The sequence below is a fragment of the Pseudomonas sp. Teo4 genome (genome assembly GCF_034387475.1).
Lineage (GTDB): Bacteria > Pseudomonadota > Gammaproteobacteria > Pseudomonadales > Pseudomonadaceae > Aquipseudomonas.
In genome coordinates this window covers 2,443,228-2,464,051 of the sequence record NZ_JAXCIL010000001.1, presented here as the reverse complement: position 1 = coordinate 2,464,051, position 20,824 = coordinate 2,443,228, and the positions used below count along the sequence as shown (strand labels likewise).

The window sequence follows — 20,824 nt, the reverse complement described above, 5'->3', positions numbered from 1 at the left end:
GATAGCTAGGCTACTCCCGCCTTGGTTGCTCCAATATCCAGAATTGGCAATCTCAATTAAGGCTCTCAAGCACGCGTATTTGCGCGTGGCCGTGTGTGGCTCAAGGCCCCTGAGAGGTAGCGCCGATGTCCTCCGGCGCTTCTGTCTGTCGTGACCAGCATCCCAGGTAGCCAGCCGTTGTCAGGTCTCACCAGTGGGTTGCCGATTTTGGATAGGGGCGAAAGTTTCACGGTGCTAGGTTTTTGCTAGGCATCCCCAATATAAGTCTTGAAATCATGGATGCTTTCTAGTGCTGACTTACTCCTGCGCAGCAGTGAGTGGCTACGGCTCAGCTTGTATTCTTGCGTGTTCTCGCTCGGGTGTCCTGTCTAAATAAAAAATCCAAGCTGTAAATCCAGACATTAGGAGCAGAAGAAGTTGAATAAAATAAAAGTGACTGGCTTGGTGGGTTCCATCGTGTCGCTCTTATCTGTTTCCGCTTATGCGTTAGAGCCCATTCAAGTAGGGGCGGTATCATTTACGCCCAGCTTAGAAATCGGAGCAGCGGCGTTTTCCCACAAGAACCAGGCTTTCGGTGGCACTACAAGCAGCTTCGGCTTTCCAGTTGATCGCGATGCCGAACGATACGAGGGCTACGGTAAATACGGAGTTGAGCTTTCTATCCCACTGACCGAGCAGTTGACGCTCAGTGGGAAAGTCAGCGCGATTTCTTCTCTCAGTCGAGGCGACACTGATGGTCTTGGGGCCACGCGTGATGATCCGGAGTACACGGATTGGGAGGACGGTTATCTTAAGCTAACAGCCAAGGAACTTGGTTGGCTGGATCAAGTCGGTATTAGCTACGGCCGGCAGAACTTTATCGTTGGCGATGGTTTTCTGCTCGCGGATGGACATCCGGAGCAGGGGCATGAAGGTGGCTACTGGTTCGGAGCCCGGAAAGCCTACGATAACACCTTGGTATTGAGTGCTGATCATGGTGCTTTCCACTTTGACGCATTCTCGCTGCGTACACGAGCTGATGTGGACGTGATCGACTACAAGGAGCGTGTGGAGATCAAGGGCGGAAACCTCCAATACAACCTTGAGAGCGGTGGTCAAGTTGGCTACATGCACATGCGCGTAACGGACAATGCCTCTGAGCTCCGAGATGGTCTGGAGGTTGATGATGTGCGGGTGATTGGGCTGCCTGTTCCTGGTATCTCAGACCTGAAGCTCTCTTCGGAATACGTCTGGCAAAAGAATGACGATGCCCGGGCTCACGGCTGGTATGCCGGCGCTAGCTATACCTTCAGTCAAGTCCCTTGGCAGCCGAAGGTGGCCTACAAGTACTCTGAGTTTTCCCGCGGGTACGACCCATTGTTCTATGGCTCCTCAGGGGAGTGGGGGACGTGGGTTCAGGGCGAGGTGGTGGGTGAGTACATGTTGTTCAATAACAACCAAACCACCAGTCAGTTCAAGCTCACCCTCCACCCGGTTGAGACTGTGACGGCGGGGGCCGTGCTGTACAAGTTCGATTTCAAAGACAAGCCTGACGGGGTCAACAGCAAGGACTTCGCCAAGGAGCTTGACCTCTACGTCGATTGGGCTCCGGACGCTCATTGGATTGTGGGCGGGCTGATTGGTGTCGCGAAGCCTGGGCAGGGTGCAGAGGATCTATTCGGCAGTCGTGATACCTCTCATCTATTCCAGGCGTATGCGGTATATAGCTTCTGATCTCCCCGCCATACGGGTTTCGCATTTTGGATAGGTAATCCAGGGGGCTGGCCCTAATCTAGCCCCGCTTTTTACTGGTCTACGGTTTCACCAGCCGAACATTGCGCCGCCCTCCTGGGCGGCTTTTTTTGCTGGTCTGGGGAGTGAGCAGCCTTTAGATCGGCTCTTTTGAACAAATATGCCGGACTTGCAAGGCCAGTTCGGCACGAGAACTCAATGCTGAGAGTCCATTAACGGCTGAAACATCTGAGAAGCCATACCCAAGCTGGGAGGCCTGGGAGAACGGTTCGTGTATTTCATCGATCAGCCTCTTGCGGGAGCATGTCATCGGCACCGGTAACGCGCAGCATGGGGATATCGGTCAGTGCCGACAGCAGTGCACCGGATGGAAGACCGAGCATTTTCAAATGCGGCTGCAGAATAAGTAGCTGACACGGCATGGAACATGTAGCTCAACCATGCTGCTGACTCGGGCAATGGTGCGTTACCAACGGGCCCAACGTTGTTCGCGTGCTTGCCCAGCTTTTCGAACATTGCCCTCCAGGCGGGCTCATCTTCTGAAATAGCAGCCGGGTTGAAGTGTCCCTCCCGGCCTCTCACCGGATCCGGGTAGACGGTGACATTCACTTCAGAACGCCTGCCGCAGGCATGTCCCACTCAGGGCAGGAGCTGTATTCGGATTGAAGAGCAGATCCGACGTTGCTTGGACATCGGGCAGTATCAGGATGATGCGAGGCGATTATGTGGTCGCTTCGGCCGCGCTAGTAGCACTTTTCGAAATCGGCAACGTAACTGTTGAAGTCTGGTGGCAAGATCAAATGGTCTGCATACGAACGAAAAAGCCCCGGTACGCCTATGCAGCACGTACCGGGGCTTGAGCAACGCTGATTATTGGTTCTTGGCAGTCAGGTATTGGGCGCAGAAGCCCAGGTCGCCGTGGCCAGCCTTTTGGGTCTCGGTCAGGTCATCAGCCACCGCTGCAATCAGGCTTGCACGCAGGCCGGACGCACGGAGAGCGTCACGCCACTGAATAACCGCATCGAGGTAAACGTCGACAGTTGCCTGGATGGTGCTGAAGTCGTTGGACTCGATTTCCTTGATGCTTTTCTTGACCTTGTAACGCAGCAGGTCGATGCATTTGTCGGCAAAATCACCCAGCTGGCTGGCATTCACACCATGGGTCTTGGCGTAGGCTGCAGCCTCCAGGAACCCGGCCAGGCCTACTGCGTAGAAGCTGCCAGTCATGGCGGCGTCGACGGTGCATGGGACGGCCAGGTCTTCGCCGGTGTAGAGGGTGCCTTCCGGGGCAACAGGCTTCATGGTCTGCTCGACCTGTGTCCATACGTCAGGATTACCGGCGTATTGGACGATGGTGTACGGGCCGCCGATGAGATCAGGGTAAGAGGTGATGGCACCGTTGATGAAGTTGCCGCCGTTGCCTTCTACGACCGAGCGGAACAGCTCGCCATCTTCAGGCATTGCGGTGCTCAGGTTGATCACATAGCGATTGCTCAGGTCGAGCTTGCTGGCGTTTTCCTGGAACAGAGCGGCGCCACCCGAAGCACTGCTGATGATGGACAGCACGACGTCACTGGCGTTGACAGCATCGGCGAAGGAGGAGGCCAGGGTTGCGCCATTGGCTACGACACCTGCAGCTGTGGCTGGGCGGCCATCCCATACGGTCACCTTGGTGCCGGCTTTGAGCAGGGTGTTGGCGAACGCGGAGCCCATCAGGCCGGTACCGATGACGGTAACTGTTTTACTCATTTTATTAGCCTCTGATTAGTAAAGTTGTGGCCCGTCCCGACCTCGAACAAAGCATTTGGTGCCTAGTTTCAATCGTCGAGTTACGAGTCGATTATCAGAGTGGTTTACGGTGGCCCCTAGCCAATTTCGGCAAAGCTGAGGCAGTACCTGAGCCCGGATTTTTCGGCCCTGGAAAATGAAGAAGGCTCCTGTAGGGAGCCTTCCAGTTGATGCGGTGATCAGCTTGTGGCGAGCATCACTGGTTCTGCTCGGGCTGGCATATCTTCCTGAGCGAGCTCAATCGCACGAGGTACAGAGAGCCAGGTGGCCAGGCCTAGACCGACCACCGCGCCGAAGATTTTGCCCAGCATGAGCGGGACGATCAGTGTCGGCTGGAAGTTCGCAATGTAAGCCAAAGCGTCACCCAAAACCCAAGCCCCGCAGCATGTGTAGGCAATGGTCATGACCTTGTCGCGAGGGCTCATGTCAGGAATCAGCCGGAGCAGGGCAAGCGGATTGGCAGTAGTTGCGACGATGCCTGCGCTCCCGATGGCGCTGAGGCCAAGCTTCGAACCCACGACCTCAAGCGGTTTGCTGAGGTACTTCTGTATGCAATAGACCATGGGAAATGCGCCTGCCAGCATAAAGGCGATGTAGCCGCAAATCTCCAAGGCTCGGAACTGATCCTTGGCGTCTGCAATGATCGGATCGAAGCCCCATTGGCCGAGCAGAGACGTGAATGCGCCCGTCGATAGCTGGATGATCGACAGTGCCAGTACGATTTTCATGGCCGCATCGGCACAGCGTCCGAAAACCATGAATCCCTTGATCATTAGATTCGGCGCAAAGCGCAGGCCCGCAGCGAGCAGCAGCACAACGATAACCAGTGGCGCGATGTTGGTTGCAACCGTGCCCAGGTCGAAATGCAACTGGAGATCCGATGCGGCGGTTGTGGAGATCTCCGCGCGAATAGGGGTGCCCATGGCATCGATCAGGAAGACAACGGCAAGCACGCCCACCGGAATCGAGATGATGCCAGCCATCATTCCAAGCGCGAGGTACTTATGTTCTGACTTAGGCAGCAGCGCCAGCGCCACTGGAATGGTGAACACTACATTCGGGCCGAGCATGAAGCCGTTGATCGAAGCCATGATCCAGGATTCATTGCTATTCGCTAAGGCGTGGGTCAGCTGATAGCCGCCCATGTCCACAGAAAGCATGGTCGTTACCGCCATGGCAGGATCAGCCCCCATTGCACCGAAGAGAGGGCCTGCTGTTTTTTCGATTAGCACAGTCAAAAACGGCACCGCAGCCATGACTCCAGCGATAGGGATGAACAGTTGGCCTATGGTGTGAATGCCGGCTACAAACTCTGCCCCCAATCCCTGTCTGTCATCACGTATTGCCGCCAGGGCCCCAACCCCAACGAAAAACATGATGACGTAGATAACGTAGTTCCCTAGATCCTGCATTGAAAATCACCGTTTTTGTTTTGCACGCTTAGTATTTGAACTGCTGAACCAGCTCTTTTTGCTGAGCACTCAGCTGGGTCATTGCCTCGCTTGCCGCAGCGGTATGCTCCGCTTCCTTGGCCACCTCAGCGGCAGCGAGACTGATGTTCTCGATGTTCCTGCTGATGTCTTCTGCAACCATGCTTTGTTCTTCTGCAGCACTGGCGATTTGGATGTTCATGTCGGAAATCAGCAGTACGGCATCGGTAATGGCGCTCAACGCATTGGTGGTGCCTTCGGCGTGTTCAACGCTTTCTCTCATGCGGTTGCTACTGCGATCCATGGCCTGTACAACCTCCTGGATACCTCCGTTGAGCTTCTCGATCATTGTGTGGATTTCCAGGGTCGAGCTCTGGGTCTTCATCGCAAGATTTCGAACTTCATCAGCGACCACGGCGAAGCCACGCCCTTGCTCACCGGCTCGAGCAGCCTCGATTGCAGCGTTCAGGGCTAAGAGGTTGGTCTGCTCAGCGATGGAGCGGATGGTGTTCAGGATCTGGTTGATGTCTTCACTGTCAGAAGCGAGGGCTTGAACCATCTCGGAGGCGTGCATCAAGTCGCCATGGAGCATCTGGGTGGTTTTGGTGCTGGCCTGAACGACGGATTGTCCGGACTGTACAGAGCGGTCAGCCTCGGTGGCTGCTTCAGCGGCCTTTGCTGCACTGCGAGAGACCTCTTGGGCTGTTGAGGTCATCTCCTGGGCCGCTGTGGCGATCAACTCAATTGCAGACAATTGACGTTGAACTTTGGTCTCCGTGAGAGTCGAGATCGTGCGCGTCTTTTCGGAGGCCTCAGCGATATCCCCAGACAGCGATGCAATTTGGCTGACCAGCAGGCGCAGCTTACCGAGGAAACTGTTGAAGCCGGCGCCGATAGCGCCCAGCTCATCCGAACGACCAATGCTCAACTCTCGCGTCAGGTCGCCTTCACCTTCGGCGATGTCGCGCAAACGGTTGGCTGTCTGCTTCAAAGGCCTCCCGACACCGAAGCTGATGAGCCACAAGAGGAGCACGCCTATAGCGGTTACTGCGGCGCCCGCGATACCCATGAATCGGAGACTGGTTTCGCTGTTGGACGTGAGAGAGGCCTGAAACTCCTTTGCCTGGCTCATCACGGTGCTCAACGGCACCTTCACCAACAGGTTCCAGAACACGCCCGTGCCGGCGATGTTGATAGGAATCACCAGACGCACTGTGTCGTTGGCCTCATCGACCTCATATTTTGAGGATCGATCCCCTGTGGAGCGCACCAGGGCCATGTCTGCTGGAGTGAGAGAGGTCGAAGCCAGTTCGCCCAGCTCAGTAGGCGCTTGGGTGCTGGCTACGTACCGTTCATTGCTTGAAAGCAGGCTCATGCTGCCTGCCCCAGAGTAAAGGCTTCGATTGCTGGTCTCTAACAGCTGCTGAATAAAGCGCAGCGGGTAGTCGACGCCAACGATACCTTGGAACTTGCCGTCAACCAAGATTGGGGCAGTAAAGGAGGTAAGCAGCGTTCGGCCTCCTCCTTCCAGATCATACGGCGCGGGGTCGGTTGCACACGCCTTATGGGTTTCACGTGCGCAAAGGTAGTACTCACCTTCACGAACCCCTGTAGGAAGGCGCTTTTGGCTCTCTATGCTCGGAGACGGCATCAGGAGAATTTCCTTAGCAGTTCCACGGTACCATGTTGGAATGAAGCGGCCAGTACCGTCATAGCCATTGGTTTGAATGCCGGCGTAATGACTGTCCGATGACTCAAAAGCATTTGGCTCCCAAGTGATGTAGACACTCAGGAGGTCGGGTGTGGCCAGGAGGGTTTCGCGAGCCAGGTTAGAGAGCTGTTCCCGTGGTAGGTTAACAAGAGGCTTTCCATCGGCACCGAGTTTACCGATTGAGGCGTTGACGACAGCCAACTGCTCGGCAATCTGAAGTGCTGACTTAAGCTTTGCTCCAATCTCGGCTGCCTTTGCCTGCGCGAGGCTCGTCAACTCAGCCTTTACCCCTTCAGACGCTTGGATATTGGTCGATTCACGTACAAACCCATTGCTGCGCTCACTCGATGAATAGTTGATGCCAAGAAGCGTTGCGCTGACTACAAGCATCGCGCATCCCGCTTGAACGACGAAAAAGCTCTGTACGGATTTGAACTTCACGCTGGAGATGCTCCAAAAAAAGGGCGCCCATAGGGCGCCCAAGCACGGAGGTTGATCAGTCGATGGTCATCAAGCTGGCGTTGCCGCCAGCGGCGGTGGTGTTGATGCTGATAGAGCGCTCGATCACAAGGCGTTCCAGGGGGACATCGGTGCTTCCGCTCGGCAGGTAGATCACAGAGATGATCTCGTCACGACACTTGATGACTTGCTGCGCCAGCTCTTCAGCCTGGGAGCGCTGACCGTGGTAGATGACGGCATCGAAGTGGAAGTTTTGCCATTCCTCGAACGTGCTGATGCGCTCGCGCAGGTTGATGGGCAATGAGTCCACCATCGACTGGAATCGGCGAGGCACCACCGCGTTGCTGCCCACTGCGATTGTTGCTGCCAATTGCGTTGCCAAGTCTTGCTCGGATTCCGCGAAGCAAAGCACGAGTTCGCGGGGCAGGACGGAGTAGAGGTTACGTTCCCCGGTTGGGCCTGGCAGTGTGCAAGTCATGCCGCTGGGAGTGGTTTTTGCGAAGTCCTGGCAGATGGCGTTCAAATGGATCTGGTTGTGGTGCTTACCCCAGTTTTGCAGGTCAGCCAAATCAGCCGTGAATCGAGCTCGCACGGATTCATCTACGGCAACGGCGATGCTTGATGACTTGATCCCGGCGTAGGGGGCCACTGATGGCTTCTCCGCCAGCAGCCGGTAAGCGTACAGAGGGCCGCCTGCTTTTGGCCCGGTGCCCGAGAGGCCCTCGCCACCAAAGGGCTGCACTCCGACCACGGCGCCGACGATGTTCCGGTTCACGTACAGGTTACCGACCCTGGCCAAGTCGATGACCTGGTTGATGGTTTCATCAATCCGGGTATGCAGGCCCATGGTGAGGCCGTAACCCAGCTCGTTGATTTGGCGCAGGAGTGATTTCAGATCCTTGCGGGCATAACGCACGACGTGCAGGACTGGGCCAAACACCTCGCGCTTGAGCTGGGAAAGCTGACGGAGCTCGATCAACGTAGGGGCAACGAACGAGCCGCCCAATTTATCCAGCGCCGGTTGAGGTACGGCCTGAAATACCGGGCATCCTTCGGCGCTGAGCTTAACGATGTGATTAACGATGATCTGTTTGGCATCCTCGTCAATCACGGGGCCGATGTCAGTGGAGAGCAAGCTCGGATCACCAATGGATAGCTCGTTCATCGCTCCCTTCAGCATATGGATGACAGTGTCAGCGATATCTTCCTGTACACACAGAATCCGCAGTGCGGAGCAGCGTTGTCCTGCGCTGTCGAAGGCGGATGCAACCACGTCATTGACGACCTGCTCAGGCAGCGCAGAGGAATCCACCAGCATAGCGTTCTGGCCGCCAGTTTCCGCGATCAGTGGGATGAATTGCCCGGATGCATCGGTACGGCCAGCGATCTGGGCCGCAATGAGCTTGGCCACTTCCGTAGAGCCCGTGAACATAACGCCCTTGATGCGGCGATCGGCGATCAATGCAGCGCCGGTCAGCTCGCCTCGGCCAGGCAACAGGTGCAAGACGGCACCCGGTACGCCAGCCTCATGCAGAATTCGCACGGCTCGACATGCAATCAGTGGCGTCTGCTCTGCCGGCTTGGCCAGGACGGTGTTACCCGATGCCAGAGCTGCTGCCACCTGGCCGGTGAAGATCGCCAGCGGGAAGTTCCATGGGCTGATGCACACAATCGCACCCAGCGGCTTGTGCTGATCGTTGCTGAAACCTTCTTCTACTTGAGTGCTGTAATAGCGCAGGAAGTCAACGGCTTCCCGCACTTCAGCAATGGCGTTGGCGTAGGTTTTGCCGGCTTCCCTGGTCAGCAAGCTGATCAAGGAGACCATTTCATCTTCCATCAGATCGGCAGCTCTGTTCAGGATCTCTGCACGCATCGAAGGAGCTGTGGCCGACCAACTGGCGAAGGACTCAACAGCGGCGGTAACGGCATCGCTGACCTCTAGTTGCCCCGCCTCAGCTACCTGGCCGATGACTGTCTGCCGAGTTGAGGGGTTGAATACCGAACGTGTGGCCATGGTGCGGCGTTCACCGCTGATAATTGGGCCGGCAGCCCACGTCTTCGAATCGGCTGCGATACGGCTATCTTCGAGGCGGGTCAGCACGAACTCATTGCTGAGATCCAAGCCCTGAGAGTTCTCTCGGTGCTGACCAAACATGGTGGCTGGGAGACCGATCTGCGGATGCGGAAGCCCCAGGATCCCTTCCTGATCGGCTGCCTTGCGAATGGTCTCGATAGGCTCCTCGATCAGGGAGTCGATGGTGAGGCTTTCGTCGGCGATGCGGTTCACGAATGAAGTGTTAGCACCGTTTTCCAACAGACGGCGAACCAGGTAGGCCAGAAGTGTTTCGTGCGAGCCTACGGGGGCGTAAATACGGCACGGGCGATCCAGCTTACCTTGTGCCACCGGGCCAACGACTTGACGATACAGAGGCTCACCCATGCCGTGGAGGCACTGGAACTCGTACTGCCCTGGGAAGTAGTTGTTGCCAGCCATTTTGTAGATGGCGGCCAGGGAGTGGGCATTATGGGTGGCGAACTGCGGGTAAATGGCATCGGGGGCATCAAGCAGTTTCTTGGCGCATACCAGGTAGGCCAGGTCGGTGTGCACCTTCCGGGTGTAAACCGGATAGTCCTCAAGACCGTCTACCTGTGCGCGTTTGATCTCGCTGTCCCAGTACGCACCTTTAACCAAACGTATCATGAGGCGATGCTGTGTCTTGCGAGCAATGTCGATGACCAGGTCAATCACGAATGGGCAGCGTTTCTGATAGGCCTGAATGACGAAGCCGATACCGTTCCATCCAGAGAGCTTCGGTTCATTGCAGAGGCGTTCGAGCAGTTCGAGAGAAATCTCCAGCCGGTCAGCTTCCTCGGCGTCGATGTTCAGGCCGATATCGTAGTGCTTGGCCAGCATGACGAGCGCAAAGAGGCGAGGGTAGAGCTCGTCTTCGACACGATCGATTTTGGCTCGGTTATAGCGCGGGTGCAGGGCCGACAATTTGATCGAGATGCCTGGGCCCTCGTAGATACCGCGCCCAGCCGATCGTTTGCCAATGGTGTGAATCGCATCCTCATAAGACTTCAGGTAGCGAACGGCATCTTCCTCGGTGAGAGCGGCTTCACCGAGCATGTCGTAGGAGTAGCGAAAACCTTCTTTTTCCAGGCGCTCTGCGTTTTTGAGCGCCTCGGAAATGGTTTCACCCGTCACGAATTGGCCACCCATGACGCGCATGGCCATATCCACGCCTTTGCGGATCAGAGGCTCACCACCCTTGGCAATGAGTCGGGTAAGGCTTGCACCCAATCCGGCCTCGTTGCGCGTAGCGGTCAGGCGACCAGTGATCAGCAACCCCCAGGAAGCAGCGTTGACGAACAGAGAGGAGCCATTGCCGGTGTGCAGCTGCCAATCGCCAGCGGCCACCTTGTCGCGGATAAGTGCATCGCGCGTTTTGTTGTCTGGAATTCGTAGCAACGCTTCCGCCAGGCACATCAGTGCAATGCCTTCCTTGGAAGACAGCGAGAATTCCTGAAGAAGCTCTTGAACTACTCCGGATTTTCCACCCGAAGATTTTTGGTTTCGTAGTGCCGAGGCGATTCGATGCGCCAGGCCATAGGTCTCTGCTTTGCTCGCTTCCAGGTGCTGGGCTTGGGACAGCAAGCTTCCGACAGCAGCGGACTCATCCAGCCTGTACGCCGATGTGATAGGGGTGTACAGGCACGCGCGAGACGTAGCCCGTTGGTTCATCGGGGGCTGAGTGGAAACGGCGACTGGGTCTCGTTGGGGCATGCTCAATTGATCACCTCTGGCAGGGCTAGGCAGTTACGAAAATGGAGCAGGCGGTATGCCGGCCATGACCTTCATTTTTTTTGGCGAGAAGGAGAACGTTGGCCGATCCATTGGCCTAGGTGGAAAGTACGCAAGTAGGGCGTTTCCCCGTAGCCAGAATTGGCAACCTGACTCGAAAGGGGCTATGCGGCTGTGAGTTGCCGATTCTGGCTAAGGGCTCCGGGGAGGCACTTGTATAACGGAATCGAAATTTGATTCCCCCGGAGTACCCCATGAGCAAGAAAGGCCTGACGAAGCTGCCCAACACGGCGACCATCGATGACGTGCTGGAGTGCTTTGAGCGCGACGGTGGTTGCATCGTCGAGAACATGCTGCAGAAATCCACCCTCGACGGTCTTTGGGAAGATCTGCGGGCTGAGCTGGACGTGACACCAAACGGCGAGGGGTACTTCGTCGGTAACCAGACGCGACGTGTATCGGGGTTGTTCAGTCGTTCGAAGCACATGCAGGACTTGGTTACCCAACCGCACTTCTACGATTCAGCGGAGCGCTGGCTGTGCAAGCCGTTCAAGTACTGGCTGAACGACAAGCAGTACGAGTCGTTGCCCGCCCTGCAGGTTTCGCTGACCCAGGCGATCATGATCATGCCGGGGCAGGGGCTGCAGCCTTTGCATCGCGACGATATTGCTCACCACCGCCGCCACCCGGGCCCTGACAGCCAAGTCCAGGTGCTCTACGCACTGAGCGAATACAGCGAAGCCAATGGTGCCACCCGTGTCATCCCTGGTAGCCATAAGTGGGACGATGACCGGGCCCCTACGTATGAAGAGTCTGTGCCGGCTGAGATGAACCCCGGCGACGGCCTGATCTATCTGGGCTCGACCTACCACGGTGGCGGTCAGAACACGACTGTTGACCGTCCTCGGACTGCCATCGCAACCACCTTGGTTCTCGGCTATCTGCGCCAGGAGGAGAACGCCTACATCGCAGTGCCGCGTGACCGGGTGCGTGAGTATCCAGAGCGCATTCAGCGCATGCTGGGCTGGAGCACTAACCCTCCATTCTGCGGCTGGATCGAAATGCGTGACCCCAATTATTTGGTGGCCTCGGATGTCCTGAACACCAAAGCTGAAGACATCCTCTAAGGAGAAATTCCAGGTGCGTACTGATATTGCGTTCAAAACACAGGATGGTTTGACTCTGGCGGGCTGGCTCTTCAGTCCTGGTAGCAGTGGTCGCTTCCCTGCCATCGTGATGGCTCACGGCTTCACTGCGGTCAAAGAGCAGTACCTGGACAAGTACGGCGAAGCGTTCGCCGATGCTGGTTTCGCGGTTCTGATCTATGACAATCGCAATTTCGGTGCCAGCGAGGGCTTTCCTCGTCAAGAAGTCGACCCTGTCCTGCAGATCCGTGACTATCGTGATGCGATTACCTTTGCGGCCACGCTACAGCAGGTAGACCCTTCTCGCATTGGCGTCTGGGGGTCGAGTTACAGTGGCGGTCATGTGCTGCAGGTGGCCGCTTTCGACCGACGCGTGAAATGCGTGGTGGCTCAGGTTCCAGACATTAGTGGCTCTATGGATCTTCGTCTGGCTGTTCGGCCTGATCTTCTGCCTGGCCTGTTTGCTGCCTTCGAAGAGGATCGTGCCGCCCGGTATCAAGGTGCTGAACCTGTGATGCTTGAAGTGGTGAACGAAGACCCGAAAAGTGACTGCGCGCTGCCTGGCCAAGACTCCTACGACTTCTTTGTAGGTAGTCAGAAGGAGAGGGCACCGGCCTGGCGCAATGAGGTCACCTTACGCAGTGTCGAGATGCTCAATGAGTACGAGCCAGGTAGTGTGATTGACCGGATCAGTCCAACGCCGTTGCTAATGCTGGTGGCCAAACACGACGCTCTGACGGTTACCGACCTTGCGTTGAAAGCCTACGAGCAGGCGCTGCAGCCTAAGCGCCTGGAACTGCTGGAAGGTGGTCATTTCGACCCTTACCTCTCGGGCTTCGACAAGTCCTCCCAGTACGCTATCGAGTGGTTTGCGAAGCATCTGTGATCCCTCTACAGCCCTAATTTCTTTGGTTGGCCGGCAGCGCTGGGAAGGTGTTGCCGGCATTTTTTTGCCCTCAGGAAAGGACATTGCTTCGCCAGTGATGGGTTGCCAAAACCGGATAGGGGGCTCCAGAGGTGGGTGTTAGCTTGAGGTCATCAGAAATTCAATGCACGACCAGAGCGAGGCCTGATGATGCAAGTCCAAAAACCACAAGACGCATACGTCCAAGTCAACGAAGTCCAATGGCAAGACTTCCCCGAGCAATTCCACTCCGGTGGCGTTAAATGGAAGCTCCTGCACGTGGCCCCAGAATTCGGTATCTGGACGGTCATGTTCTTCTGCCCGAATGGCTCGATTCTGGCACCCCACATCCATCACGGCCCAGCCGAGGGCTATGTCTTCGACGGCATCCTGGAGCTGCGCGGCGGCCCTGAGAATGGCGGCGCTCTGTGCATCAAGGATGGCTACCTGTATGAGGCCACGGGTGCCGAGCATGAAGAAACCAAAATGCTCGCCGACACCACGTTCATCCTTCAAATGGTTGGCCCGATCAGCTGGCTGCTGAAGGACGGCTCGCAGCTCAACCAGACCTGCTACGACGCCCAGAAACTTTGGAGCGAGCAGACCCAGTAAGCCGACAAGGGTGGGCCATTGCTCGCCCTTGTTCTTGTCATTTTCTCACTACCTGAGGCTGAAACATGAGCGTCGTATTCGTCCTGACTTCCCACACTGTACTCGGTGATACTGGTCGTAGCACTGGCCTGTGGCTCGAAGAGTTCCTGGCTCCCTACTACGCGTTGAAAGACGCCGGTCAGCCAACTCTCCTGGCCACGCCCAAGGGTGGTAACGCGCCCATCGACCCAGCGTCGGTCGAGGCTCTCAAGGGCAGTGAGATTTACGCTCGCTTTGCCAAGGATGCTGAGCTGCACCATGACTTGGAAAGCACCGCCGAGCTGTCGAGCGTGAGCGCCGCAGCGGTTGCCGGTGCGATCTACCCAGGTGGTCATGGCCCGCTCTGGGATCTGCGTCATGACCAGGCATCGATTCGCCTGATCGAGTCATTGCTAGCCTCCGGTAAACCTGTCGCCACCATCTGCCATGCCGGTTGCGCGCTGCTTGAGGTCAAGAAGGCAGATGGCAGCCCGCTTGTTAAGGGTCTCAATGTGACCGCGTTCAGCGACAGCGAAGAGGCGGCTGTAGCAATGGTCGAGCACGTTCCGTATCTCGTTGAAACCGACCTGAAGGCGCTCGGTGCCCACTACACCAAAACGTCGGATTGGGGCGATTACTCTGTTCAGGATGGCTTGGTCATTACGGGTCAGAACCCCGCCTCTTCGGCAGCAGTCGCGCAGAGATTCCTCGCGCAGATCAACAAGAAGTAAGGGGGTCGGGTATGCGCCTTGAAGGAAAAATCGCCGTCATCTCCGGAGCATGCTCGGGACTTGGAAGGGCAACCGCACTTCGCTTTGCTCAGGAGGGCGCCAAGCTCGTCCTCGGTGATATCAACGAGCAAGCTGCCGCCTCGCTGATTGGTGAGGTTGTTGCCGCAGGTAGTGAAGCCATTTTCGTCCGGCTCGACGTCCGAGAGGAGTCTAACTGGGTTGATCTGTTCGAACAGGCGCATGCCCGTTTTGGCAAAGTTGATGTGGTAATGAACAGTGCGGGCATTGCAGTTCCTGGCAATGTCGAGGACGTTAGCTTCGAGGACTGGAAGCGTGAGCTCGACGTTAACCTCAATGGCACCTTCTTCGGCACCAAGCACGGCATGAAAGCCCTGAAGGCACTAGGTGGATCGATCATCAACTTGTCCTCAATCGAGGGTATCGTTGGTATCGATACCTATGCCGCATACAGCGCCGGGAAGGCTGGTGTTCGCAACCTCACGAAATCCGCCGCGCTTCACGCCGGGCGCAAAGGCTACAAGGTCAGGGTCAACAGTATCCACCCGGGCTATATCAAAACCCCGATGGTAGGGGATGACCCAGTGGAACTTGCGCGCTTGGCCAAACTCCACCCAATTGGTCATTTGGGAGAGCCCATCGATATCGCCAATATGGCACTGTTCCTCGCCTCCGATGAGTCTAAGTTTGCTACCGGTGCTGAGTTTGTGATCGATGGTGGTTTCCTCGCTCAGTAAGCCGAAGCAACTGAGTCAGAAATTGGAGAGAATCATGAAAAACGTAGCAATCATCACTGGCGCAGCTTCCGGTATCGGGCAGGCTACATCGCTTGTATTTGCCAAGCGTGGATACGTAGTTGTGGGTGCTGACCGCGACCTAGCGGGCCTGGAGCAAACGGCTGAGAAAATCAAGTCCATCGGTGGTGTTTTTGATTATCGTGCCGTCGATGCCGCCAACGAATCTGAAGTCAGTGCTCTAGTAGCTTATACCAAAGAGCGCTTCGGGTGGGTGTCGGCTGTTGTTTCGTGTGCGGGTGTGGCTCGCACAGGTCGGATTGATCAAATGCCACGAGGCGATTGGGATTTACAGATCTCCGTCAACCTCACTGGAACCTACCTTCTTGCAAAAAGTGCCATGGAAGTATTCATGGAGCAGAAGGGTGGTAGCTTCGTTGCCGTGAGCTCCGACGCAGGTGTTCGCGGTGCTTCGGGCTACGCAGCGTATTGTGCCTCAAAACATGGCGTCATTGGTTTGGTTCGTTGTTTGGCACTGGATTATGGAAAATTTGGAATTCGTTCCAACGCGGTCTGCCCAGGTTTTGTCCAGACCCAAATGATGGATCAGTTATTTGCTGAGTCGGCTAATCCGGAAGAGGAGAAGCTCTCCTATATGAAAGAAATTCCTCTTGGTCGCTTCGCTGCCCCGGAAGAGGTAGGTAAGGTAATTCAACATTTGTCTTCCGAGGATGCAGGATATACTAACGGTATCATCTACGCGATTGATGGTGGCGTTACTGCTGGCCATTTTGAGTAAAAGCTTCCGTAACAAAAAAGGGCGCCCAAGGCGCCCTTTTTGTGTTAAACGGTAACGCCGCGGTAACAGCATTCTGTTCCTGCCTCATTTTCTCGCAAGCAGGAGCGAAAACGGTGCTTAATTATGCTGCTTTCATATTCCAATTGGTTATTTTGGTGATTGTTTGTTAGCTAAATCATTATTAAGGTGGCTAGTTATTACTCCACTCATCGAATCCGTTCAAGATTTTCCCCGCCTGTCAGGTTTTGGTATATTGTTATTATATATTGTGAAACGTGGTGGCTTCACCCCTGTGATGGCACATTAATTGCCTGACAAATGATGTTGCTCCCGTGCCTGGATGTGAACGATCATGAATGCTGTTGGTACCTCCCCTGTACGTGTATCTGTCTCCAACGATGTTTGCGAGCACGCAAATGGCCTAGACCAGTGGCTCGATAACCGTTACCACCAATTGGAGAAGAAGGCGAGATTCCATGGTAGTCTCACTGACGTTCTGTTGGACAAGCGGGTGCGCATCACCAAGGAGATAATCGATACTCCACTGGTTGAGCAAATCGGCTATGTGCCATCTGATAGGGTCATGCTGATAAATATTCAGGGTGATAGTGATATTCTCTTAAATGGCCGATATGTGAATTCGGGAAGTTTTCATTTTTCATCAGGCAAGCCTATTCACGCGGTCTCGAAAAGTACTATATGCGCTTATATAGTGACTTTGGATAGGGGGTTCTTTTACGAACACCTAGCTGAAGGTGCCAAGATTTCATCTTTCAAGGGGGCTTTTGAAGCATTCATAACTCCGTCCCAAGGCTCGGTGTTGGACTTTCAAAAAACAATTTTGCAAAGTTTAACTGAAGGTCGTGGCTTGGATGTCGGTCTCTCAGATGTTGCGCGTTTAATGGGGTCTATTCAAGAGATTTCTCTAAGCGAGACTGATGCAGGTCTTCAGGTGTTGCCTCCTAGTACCCGTGCCTACATCGTTGATCGAAGCTGTGAGTTGTTGTTTGAGAACTTCTCTAATGAGGAGTTTGGTGTGCTGGAGATGTGTAATCATCTTAAGGTGAGCCGACGAACTCTTCAGTATAGTTTTGAGTCGATTATGGGGATGTCTCCGTCGAACTATGTTCGTACGGTACGTTTGAATATTGCGCGAAAACTTTTGCTTCTTTCTCCGCATGACAAAATTCAAGGAGCCGCATTGGATGCTGGGTTCAGTCATCTGGGGCGGTTCTCGAAATACTATCAGGAGTTTTTCGGCGAGCTTCCTTCTCAGACGGTAGGTCGGGTGACGAATCGGGTACCTCACTAGCTTGGCTATCCTTGGAGCGCTCTACGCCCATGCTGAGGTGCCGGCGTAGTTAGTGCCATCTCAGCGAAAGTTTCCATTCCTAGATTGATTTATCTCGGGGAAGGTGATGATGTAAGATAGACGCTTCATCTACATTGTTACCCTGAGGAAAATCAATGTCTCGTTTGGCAGAATTCCGTCAGCTCGAACAGCAGCTAGCCGCACAGCTCGCCGAGCTCGAAGCACTAAAGGGCAGCTCTGAGCTGCAGAAAGAAATTGAGTTTGAGACCAAACTGCGTGACCTGCTGGCCAAGTACGGCTACAGTCTGCGCGATGTGATCAACCTGCTCGACCCACAATCAGGCCGTCGCGCTGGCGCACCAGTCGCCGCTGAAAAACAGGCGCGTCGTCCACGTCAAGTGAAGACTTATCGTAATCCACACAACGGCGAAATTATCGAGACCAAGGGTGGCAATCACAGCGGTCTGAAAGCATGGAAAGCTCAGTACGGCGCTGAAGAGGTTGAGTCTTGGGTTTCCTGAGCATTTCTCTTTACTATCAAAAACGGCCCAAGGGGCCGTTTTTGGCTTTGGTGACCTAGCGAACTGCGCCCTGTTCTGCTAACGCCATGATGGGCTCATCGAAGCGAATGGCGACGTTGTCGTACTGGCGCAATACGCGGAAACCGTCTTCGCTCGAAGTTTTTACCCCTGTACTAGCCAAGTCGCCAACATTGGTGACATAGCCAAGGCGTCTTCCACTCTTGGCGAACATCTCGAACGCCATGCCCCTATCGTCTACACAGCTGATGCCTACAATATCGATGTAGCCTTCATTTGCGCTCTCTGAGACACCTTGCCCCTTGCCTAGGAAACGGCAGCGGTCGCCTCCTCGAAATATGGTGTTCATTGTGGCCGGGCGGAATGGGCTGACCAGGGAGAACAGGAAGTTTCGATCCCTGATCGGGACATCACCATTCAATGCTGCCCCATGCATCACCTTAACTACAGCGCCTTCACTGCTTACAATAGGGTAGTTGATGCTATCTGCCTCAGCTGCGCGAATCACCTCCTCCATAGAGGTATCTCTCGTCTTGAAAAAGCGGGAAACATCATCTGGCCCGATCATATAGAAGGCAACTGGAGCCATGAAGAGGGTTGTCGCTACAGATGCCCAGCTCAAGGTCTTCGGAAGCAGTTGCACTGCTTTTCCCAGCAGGGGGAATCGCTTCGCGAGGGGGTGTCGACTCGTCAGCTTTCGCCTAGCCATTATCATGACTCCATTCGGGGGCGTTCGATGCTTCAGCTCGTTTCGCTTAATGGGTTAAGAATTGCTTTTCATTGCTCAGGTTTTGAGCGGTGCTGGCATCGCCGATGCCTTATTGCGTCTTCTTGCGCATATAGATCATCACTTACTGGCTCTAGCATGCGCACTACAGCCGGCGGTTATGACACCGCGAAGGAGAGTTCTGTCTGTTGAACCGGCGGGGTTTGAGTCGCCTGCGGCTTAAGAGGTGCTCGAGCAATGATGCCCTGCATCGCCATTTCCAGTCCTGGCAAACCCCCATCACGTTCCAGGCTTTCGATCTCTGCACGAAGGTGACTGATGAGGTCTATTGCCGGTTTTCCTGTTTCCGCACATAGGGTGAGTGTCATCAACGTCAGCGGACTCAAGCCGAGCCGCTGACTGACCTGCTCTAGCTTGTCCAAGGTAATGCTGCTACGAGCGCCTTCGAGCTTGGACAGATAGGTGCGACTCGTATCTCCGAAGTCGCGCTGCGAAATATTTCGCTTGCTTCGAATAGCTTTGAGGACTGTGGCGAACGACGTTTTCAGCGTCATGTGCAGTACCTGTGCTTATTCAATTGTCTTGCCCTCAGTGATTTCCACGTGTCGGCTCAACCTCCGCGAGACGATACCCGCATGCGCGTGTTAGACAGGTAGCACTCTATCACGGGGCCTTCAGGCCTTGGGCTTGCACCTTAAGTGGCTACTCAGATATCTCAATTCGGAGGGCTTCAATGCATTGAAATACTGTTGGTGCATACAGTATATACCGCTAAATTTGAAAGGAGAACATTTGTACTCCTCCTTGTTTGCAAGCTCACCATGAACACATCGCTGATGATCGCTTCTCGGGAAGAGTTGCTGGAGCAGCAGTGCTTGTTGCTCGAAAACGAGCTTGCTGTGATGGGTGAGGAGCTGACCGTCAGCCGTGAGAACCCGACTCAAGCAAGCCATTGCAGATTCCGCGAAGATTGTTGCTGAAGCCCAGGGGCGTGCTGAGCAGCTGGCTGGGGATACCCTGGCTGCAATGGGCAAAGCCAAGCACTTCGCTGACGCCGCCCAGGCCATGAAAAACGTTGTGGAAGGGTACGGCGACGCGTACATCGTGCCTACCTACAACCTCCTGGATGACCTCGCAGAAGAATTCGGTTTCACTGAAGCTGGCCAGAAGCTCAAAGCAGCTCGGGATTACACGCGCTTCATGGTCAAGGCGGGTAGGGCTGCGACATGCGATTACGTGGAAGCAAACCGTCGTGACACTGCAGTGCGATTCGTGGTGGATGCCGTCAACGACAAGGTCGACTCCATCCTCTCTCGCTCCAAATCCGATAACCACGGCAAGCTTGAGCAAGAGATTCGGGACGCCGCAGCCTTGGTCAACCTCAATGGCGCTTCATTCCGGAATGCGCGTATCACCGACCTGCAGGCCATGGCGGCTTTTCTCAAGTCACTGGATGGGGGCAAGGCGCCAGCGGCCAAGTCGCAGGGCAGCGAAGCCACCACCGCCAAGCTGACCGCGGCCAAGGACCTGACCTTGGGTGAGCGCCTGTACGTGGACAACTGCGGGGCGTGCCACTTCGTTTCCGGTGAAGGTGCGGCGCAGGTGTTCCCGCGTCTGGACGGTGCCTCGGTGATCAATGCCGATAACCCGGCGGCGTTGATCCACGTGATCCTGGCCGGCGCGCAGACACCTTCTACCGAGCGAGCGCCGTCGGTGTTGCCGATGCCAGGCTTTGCCGAACGCATGGACGATGCGGAAGTTGCCGAGTTGGCTACGTTCCTGCGTAAGGGATGGTCGAACCATGCGGCTGCGGTGACGGCTGCGCAGGTGCAGGCAGTGCGCGGGTCGATGGGGCATGCTCATTGATCAGCGGGTAGTTGCATGAAATGGAAAAGGCGCTTAGGCGCCTTTTCTTTTGTTGGCTGAAAAGATTATGGGGTTGTTTTTTGCAGGTTTAATCGGTCGGAAGTTGTGGTGCACCTGCAGGAAGATTGGGGGAGGGCTGATGGGTGCCTGTCTTGGTTATTGAGGGGTGGCGTATATCGAGCGCCGCCCGCGCGGCGCATCGCGAGCAAGGCTCGCTCCTACGTTTGTTTCGGGCCAGTTTTTCCTGTGAAATTTGCGCGCGAACGCTTTTGTGCATGGCGGGATATCAAGTCGTACAAACAAGGCGGTCGCGCGCATCTGCCACAGACATAATTGGCCCGAAACAAACGTAGGAGCGAGCCTTGCTCGCGATGCGCCGCGCGGGCGGCGCTCGATCTGGTAAGCGCTGAAGATGCCATGGCGAGCACCTTGCCGCCCTAATGCGCTCCAAACTATCCAAATAAAAATATCTGCTCGCCCGTGTTGGGTTAAATC

General features: G+C 55.5%; 16 protein-coding genes and 2 pseudogenes. 11 read left to right on the top strand and 7 right to left on the bottom strand.

Annotated elements, in window-relative coordinates; translation table 11 throughout:
- Window positions 1–417 precede the first annotated feature (417 nt).
- On the top strand, window positions 418–1,713 hold the full coding sequence (locus PspTeo4_RS11055) for an alginate export family protein (RefSeq protein ID WP_322363782.1): 1,296 nt from the start codon (window positions 418–420) through the stop codon (window positions 1,711–1,713).
- 888 nt (window positions 1,714–2,601) lie between these two features.
- Here PspTeo4_RS11055 and PspTeo4_RS11050 read toward each other — a convergent pair.
- The 5 genes and pseudogenes from PspTeo4_RS11050 to putA form a co-directional block, all read right to left on the bottom strand.
- Window positions 2,602–3,480 carry an NAD(P)-binding domain-containing protein gene (locus PspTeo4_RS11050; RefSeq protein ID WP_322363781.1) on the bottom strand — a complete coding sequence of 293 codons (879 nt, stop codon included), beginning with the start codon at window positions 3,478–3,480 and terminating at the stop codon, window positions 2,602–2,604.
- Window positions 3,481–3,698: 218 nt separating this feature from the next.
- Window positions 3,699–4,931: an ethanolamine utilization protein EutH gene (locus tag PspTeo4_RS11045; protein ID WP_322363780.1), complete on the bottom strand. Its 1,233-nt coding sequence runs from the start codon at window positions 4,929–4,931 to the stop codon at window positions 3,699–3,701.
- A gap of 28 nt (window positions 4,932–4,959) precedes the next feature.
- Entirely contained in the window at window positions 4,960–5,688 is a 729-nt protein-coding gene (locus PspTeo4_RS29875) for a methyl-accepting chemotaxis protein (RefSeq protein ID WP_416196950.1), read from the bottom strand.
- 129 nt (window positions 5,689–5,817) lie between these two features.
- Window positions 5,818–6,018 (bottom strand): annotated as a pseudogene (locus tag PspTeo4_RS29870) (HAMP domain-containing protein); the annotation flags it as partial.
- Window positions 6,019–7,156: 1,138 nt separating this feature from the next.
- Window positions 7,157–10,843: pseudogene (gene putA / locus PspTeo4_RS11035) on the bottom strand (trifunctional transcriptional regulator/proline dehydrogenase/L-glutamate gamma-semialdehyde dehydrogenase); the annotation flags it as partial.
- Between the two features lie 335 nt (window positions 10,844–11,178).
- On the opposite strand from putA, the gene PspTeo4_RS11030 reads away from it, so the two are divergent.
- The 8 genes from PspTeo4_RS11030 to PspTeo4_RS10995 all read left to right on the top strand — a co-directional run bounded on the left by PspTeo4_RS11030 (window position 11,179) and on the right by PspTeo4_RS10995 (window position 17,718).
- Complete coding sequence (locus tag PspTeo4_RS11030) at window positions 11,179–12,051, top strand: phytanoyl-CoA dioxygenase family protein (protein ID WP_322363777.1); 873 nt, start codon at window positions 11,179–11,181, stop codon at window positions 12,049–12,051.
- Between the two features lie 13 nt (window positions 12,052–12,064).
- Window positions 12,065–12,955: an alpha/beta hydrolase gene (locus tag PspTeo4_RS11025; RefSeq protein WP_322363776.1), complete on the top strand. Its 891-nt coding sequence runs from the start codon at window positions 12,065–12,067 to the stop codon at window positions 12,953–12,955.
- A gap of 186 nt (window positions 12,956–13,141) precedes the next feature.
- The gene (locus PspTeo4_RS11020) at window positions 13,142–13,585 is read left to right on the top strand and encodes a cupin domain-containing protein (protein ID WP_322363775.1); all 444 of its coding nucleotides are present in this window, start codon (window positions 13,142–13,144) and stop codon (window positions 13,583–13,585) included.
- Between the two features lie 65 nt (window positions 13,586–13,650).
- Window positions 13,651–14,334 carry a type 1 glutamine amidotransferase domain-containing protein gene (locus PspTeo4_RS11015; protein ID WP_322363774.1) on the top strand — a complete coding sequence of 228 codons (684 nt, stop codon included), beginning with the start codon at window positions 13,651–13,653 and terminating at the stop codon, window positions 14,332–14,334.
- A gap of 11 nt (window positions 14,335–14,345) precedes the next feature.
- Window positions 14,346–15,089: an SDR family oxidoreductase gene (locus PspTeo4_RS11010; RefSeq protein ID WP_322363773.1), complete on the top strand. Its 744-nt coding sequence runs from the start codon at window positions 14,346–14,348 to the stop codon at window positions 15,087–15,089.
- A 34-nt stretch (window positions 15,090–15,123) separates the two neighbouring features.
- The gene (locus PspTeo4_RS11005; RefSeq protein WP_322363771.1) at window positions 15,124–15,885 is read left to right on the top strand and encodes an SDR family NAD(P)-dependent oxidoreductase; all 762 of its coding nucleotides are present in this window, start codon (window positions 15,124–15,126) and stop codon (window positions 15,883–15,885) included.
- A 352-nt stretch (window positions 15,886–16,237) separates the two neighbouring features.
- Window positions 16,238–17,197, top strand: a complete 960-nt coding sequence (locus PspTeo4_RS11000; protein WP_322363770.1) for a helix-turn-helix domain-containing protein — start codon at window positions 16,238–16,240, stop codon at window positions 17,195–17,197.
- 155 nt (window positions 17,198–17,352) lie between these two features.
- Window positions 17,353–17,718: a histone-like nucleoid-structuring protein, MvaT/MvaU family gene (locus PspTeo4_RS10995; protein ID WP_322363769.1), complete on the top strand. Its 366-nt coding sequence runs from the start codon at window positions 17,353–17,355 to the stop codon at window positions 17,716–17,718.
- Between the two features lie 55 nt (window positions 17,719–17,773).
- On the opposite strand, the gene PspTeo4_RS10990 is transcribed toward PspTeo4_RS10995, so the two are convergent.
- Both PspTeo4_RS10990 and PspTeo4_RS10985 read right to left on the bottom strand, forming a co-directional pair.
- Window positions 17,774–18,379 carry a hypothetical protein gene (locus PspTeo4_RS10990; RefSeq protein ID WP_322363768.1) on the bottom strand — a complete coding sequence of 202 codons (606 nt, stop codon included), beginning with the start codon at window positions 18,377–18,379 and terminating at the stop codon, window positions 17,774–17,776.
- Window positions 18,380–18,621: 242 nt separating this feature from the next.
- Window positions 18,622–19,017 (bottom strand): helix-turn-helix transcriptional regulator, encoded by a 396-nt coding sequence (locus PspTeo4_RS10985; protein ID WP_322363767.1) that lies wholly within the window; start codon window positions 19,015–19,017, stop codon window positions 18,622–18,624.
- Between the two features lie 267 nt (window positions 19,018–19,284).
- Here PspTeo4_RS10985 and PspTeo4_RS10980 point away from each other — a divergent pair, with 267 nt between their 5' ends.
- Window positions 19,285–19,443 carry a hypothetical protein gene (locus PspTeo4_RS10980; protein WP_322363766.1) on the top strand — a complete coding sequence of 53 codons (159 nt, stop codon included), beginning with the start codon at window positions 19,285–19,287 and terminating at the stop codon, window positions 19,441–19,443.
- Window positions 19,444–19,489: 46 nt separating this feature from the next.
- A complete protein-coding gene (locus tag PspTeo4_RS10975; protein WP_322363765.1) occupies window positions 19,490–20,329 on the top strand; it encodes a c-type cytochrome in 840 nt (279 codons plus the stop codon).
- Window positions 20,330–20,824 lie beyond the last annotated feature (495 nt).

Excerpts from the sequence above, each read along its gene's own strand:
- PspTeo4_RS11050 (WP_322363781.1), bottom strand. The coding sequence starts at position 3,480 with ATGAGTAAAACAGTTACCGTCATCGGTACCGGCCTGATGGGCTCCGCG.
- PspTeo4_RS11045 (WP_322363780.1), bottom strand. The coding sequence starts at position 4,931 with ATGCAGGATCTAGGGAACTACGTTATCTACGTCATCATGTTTTTCGTT.
- PspTeo4_RS11030 (WP_322363777.1), top strand. The coding sequence starts at position 11,179 with ATGAGCAAGAAAGGCCTGACGAAGCTGCCCAACACGGCGACCATCGAT.
- PspTeo4_RS11020 (WP_322363775.1), top strand. The coding sequence starts at position 13,142 with ATGATGCAAGTCCAAAAACCACAAGACGCATACGTCCAAGTCAACGAA.
- PspTeo4_RS11015 (WP_322363774.1), top strand. The coding sequence starts at position 13,651 with ATGAGCGTCGTATTCGTCCTGACTTCCCACACTGTACTCGGTGATACT.
- PspTeo4_RS11010 (WP_322363773.1), top strand. The coding sequence starts at position 14,346 with ATGCGCCTTGAAGGAAAAATCGCCGTCATCTCCGGAGCATGCTCGGGA.
- PspTeo4_RS11005 (WP_322363771.1), top strand. The coding sequence starts at position 15,124 with ATGAAAAACGTAGCAATCATCACTGGCGCAGCTTCCGGTATCGGGCAG.
- PspTeo4_RS11000 (WP_322363770.1), top strand. The coding sequence starts at position 16,238 with ATGAATGCTGTTGGTACCTCCCCTGTACGTGTATCTGTCTCCAACGAT.
- PspTeo4_RS10995 (WP_322363769.1), top strand. The coding sequence starts at position 17,353 with ATGTCTCGTTTGGCAGAATTCCGTCAGCTCGAACAGCAGCTAGCCGCA.
- PspTeo4_RS10985 (WP_322363767.1), bottom strand. The coding sequence starts at position 19,017 with ATGACGCTGAAAACGTCGTTCGCCACAGTCCTCAAAGCTATTCGAAGC.
- PspTeo4_RS10980 (WP_322363766.1), top strand. The coding sequence starts at position 19,285 with ATGAACACATCGCTGATGATCGCTTCTCGGGAAGAGTTGCTGGAGCAG.
- PspTeo4_RS10975 (WP_322363765.1), top strand. The coding sequence starts at position 19,490 with ATGGGCAAAGCCAAGCACTTCGCTGACGCCGCCCAGGCCATGAAAAAC.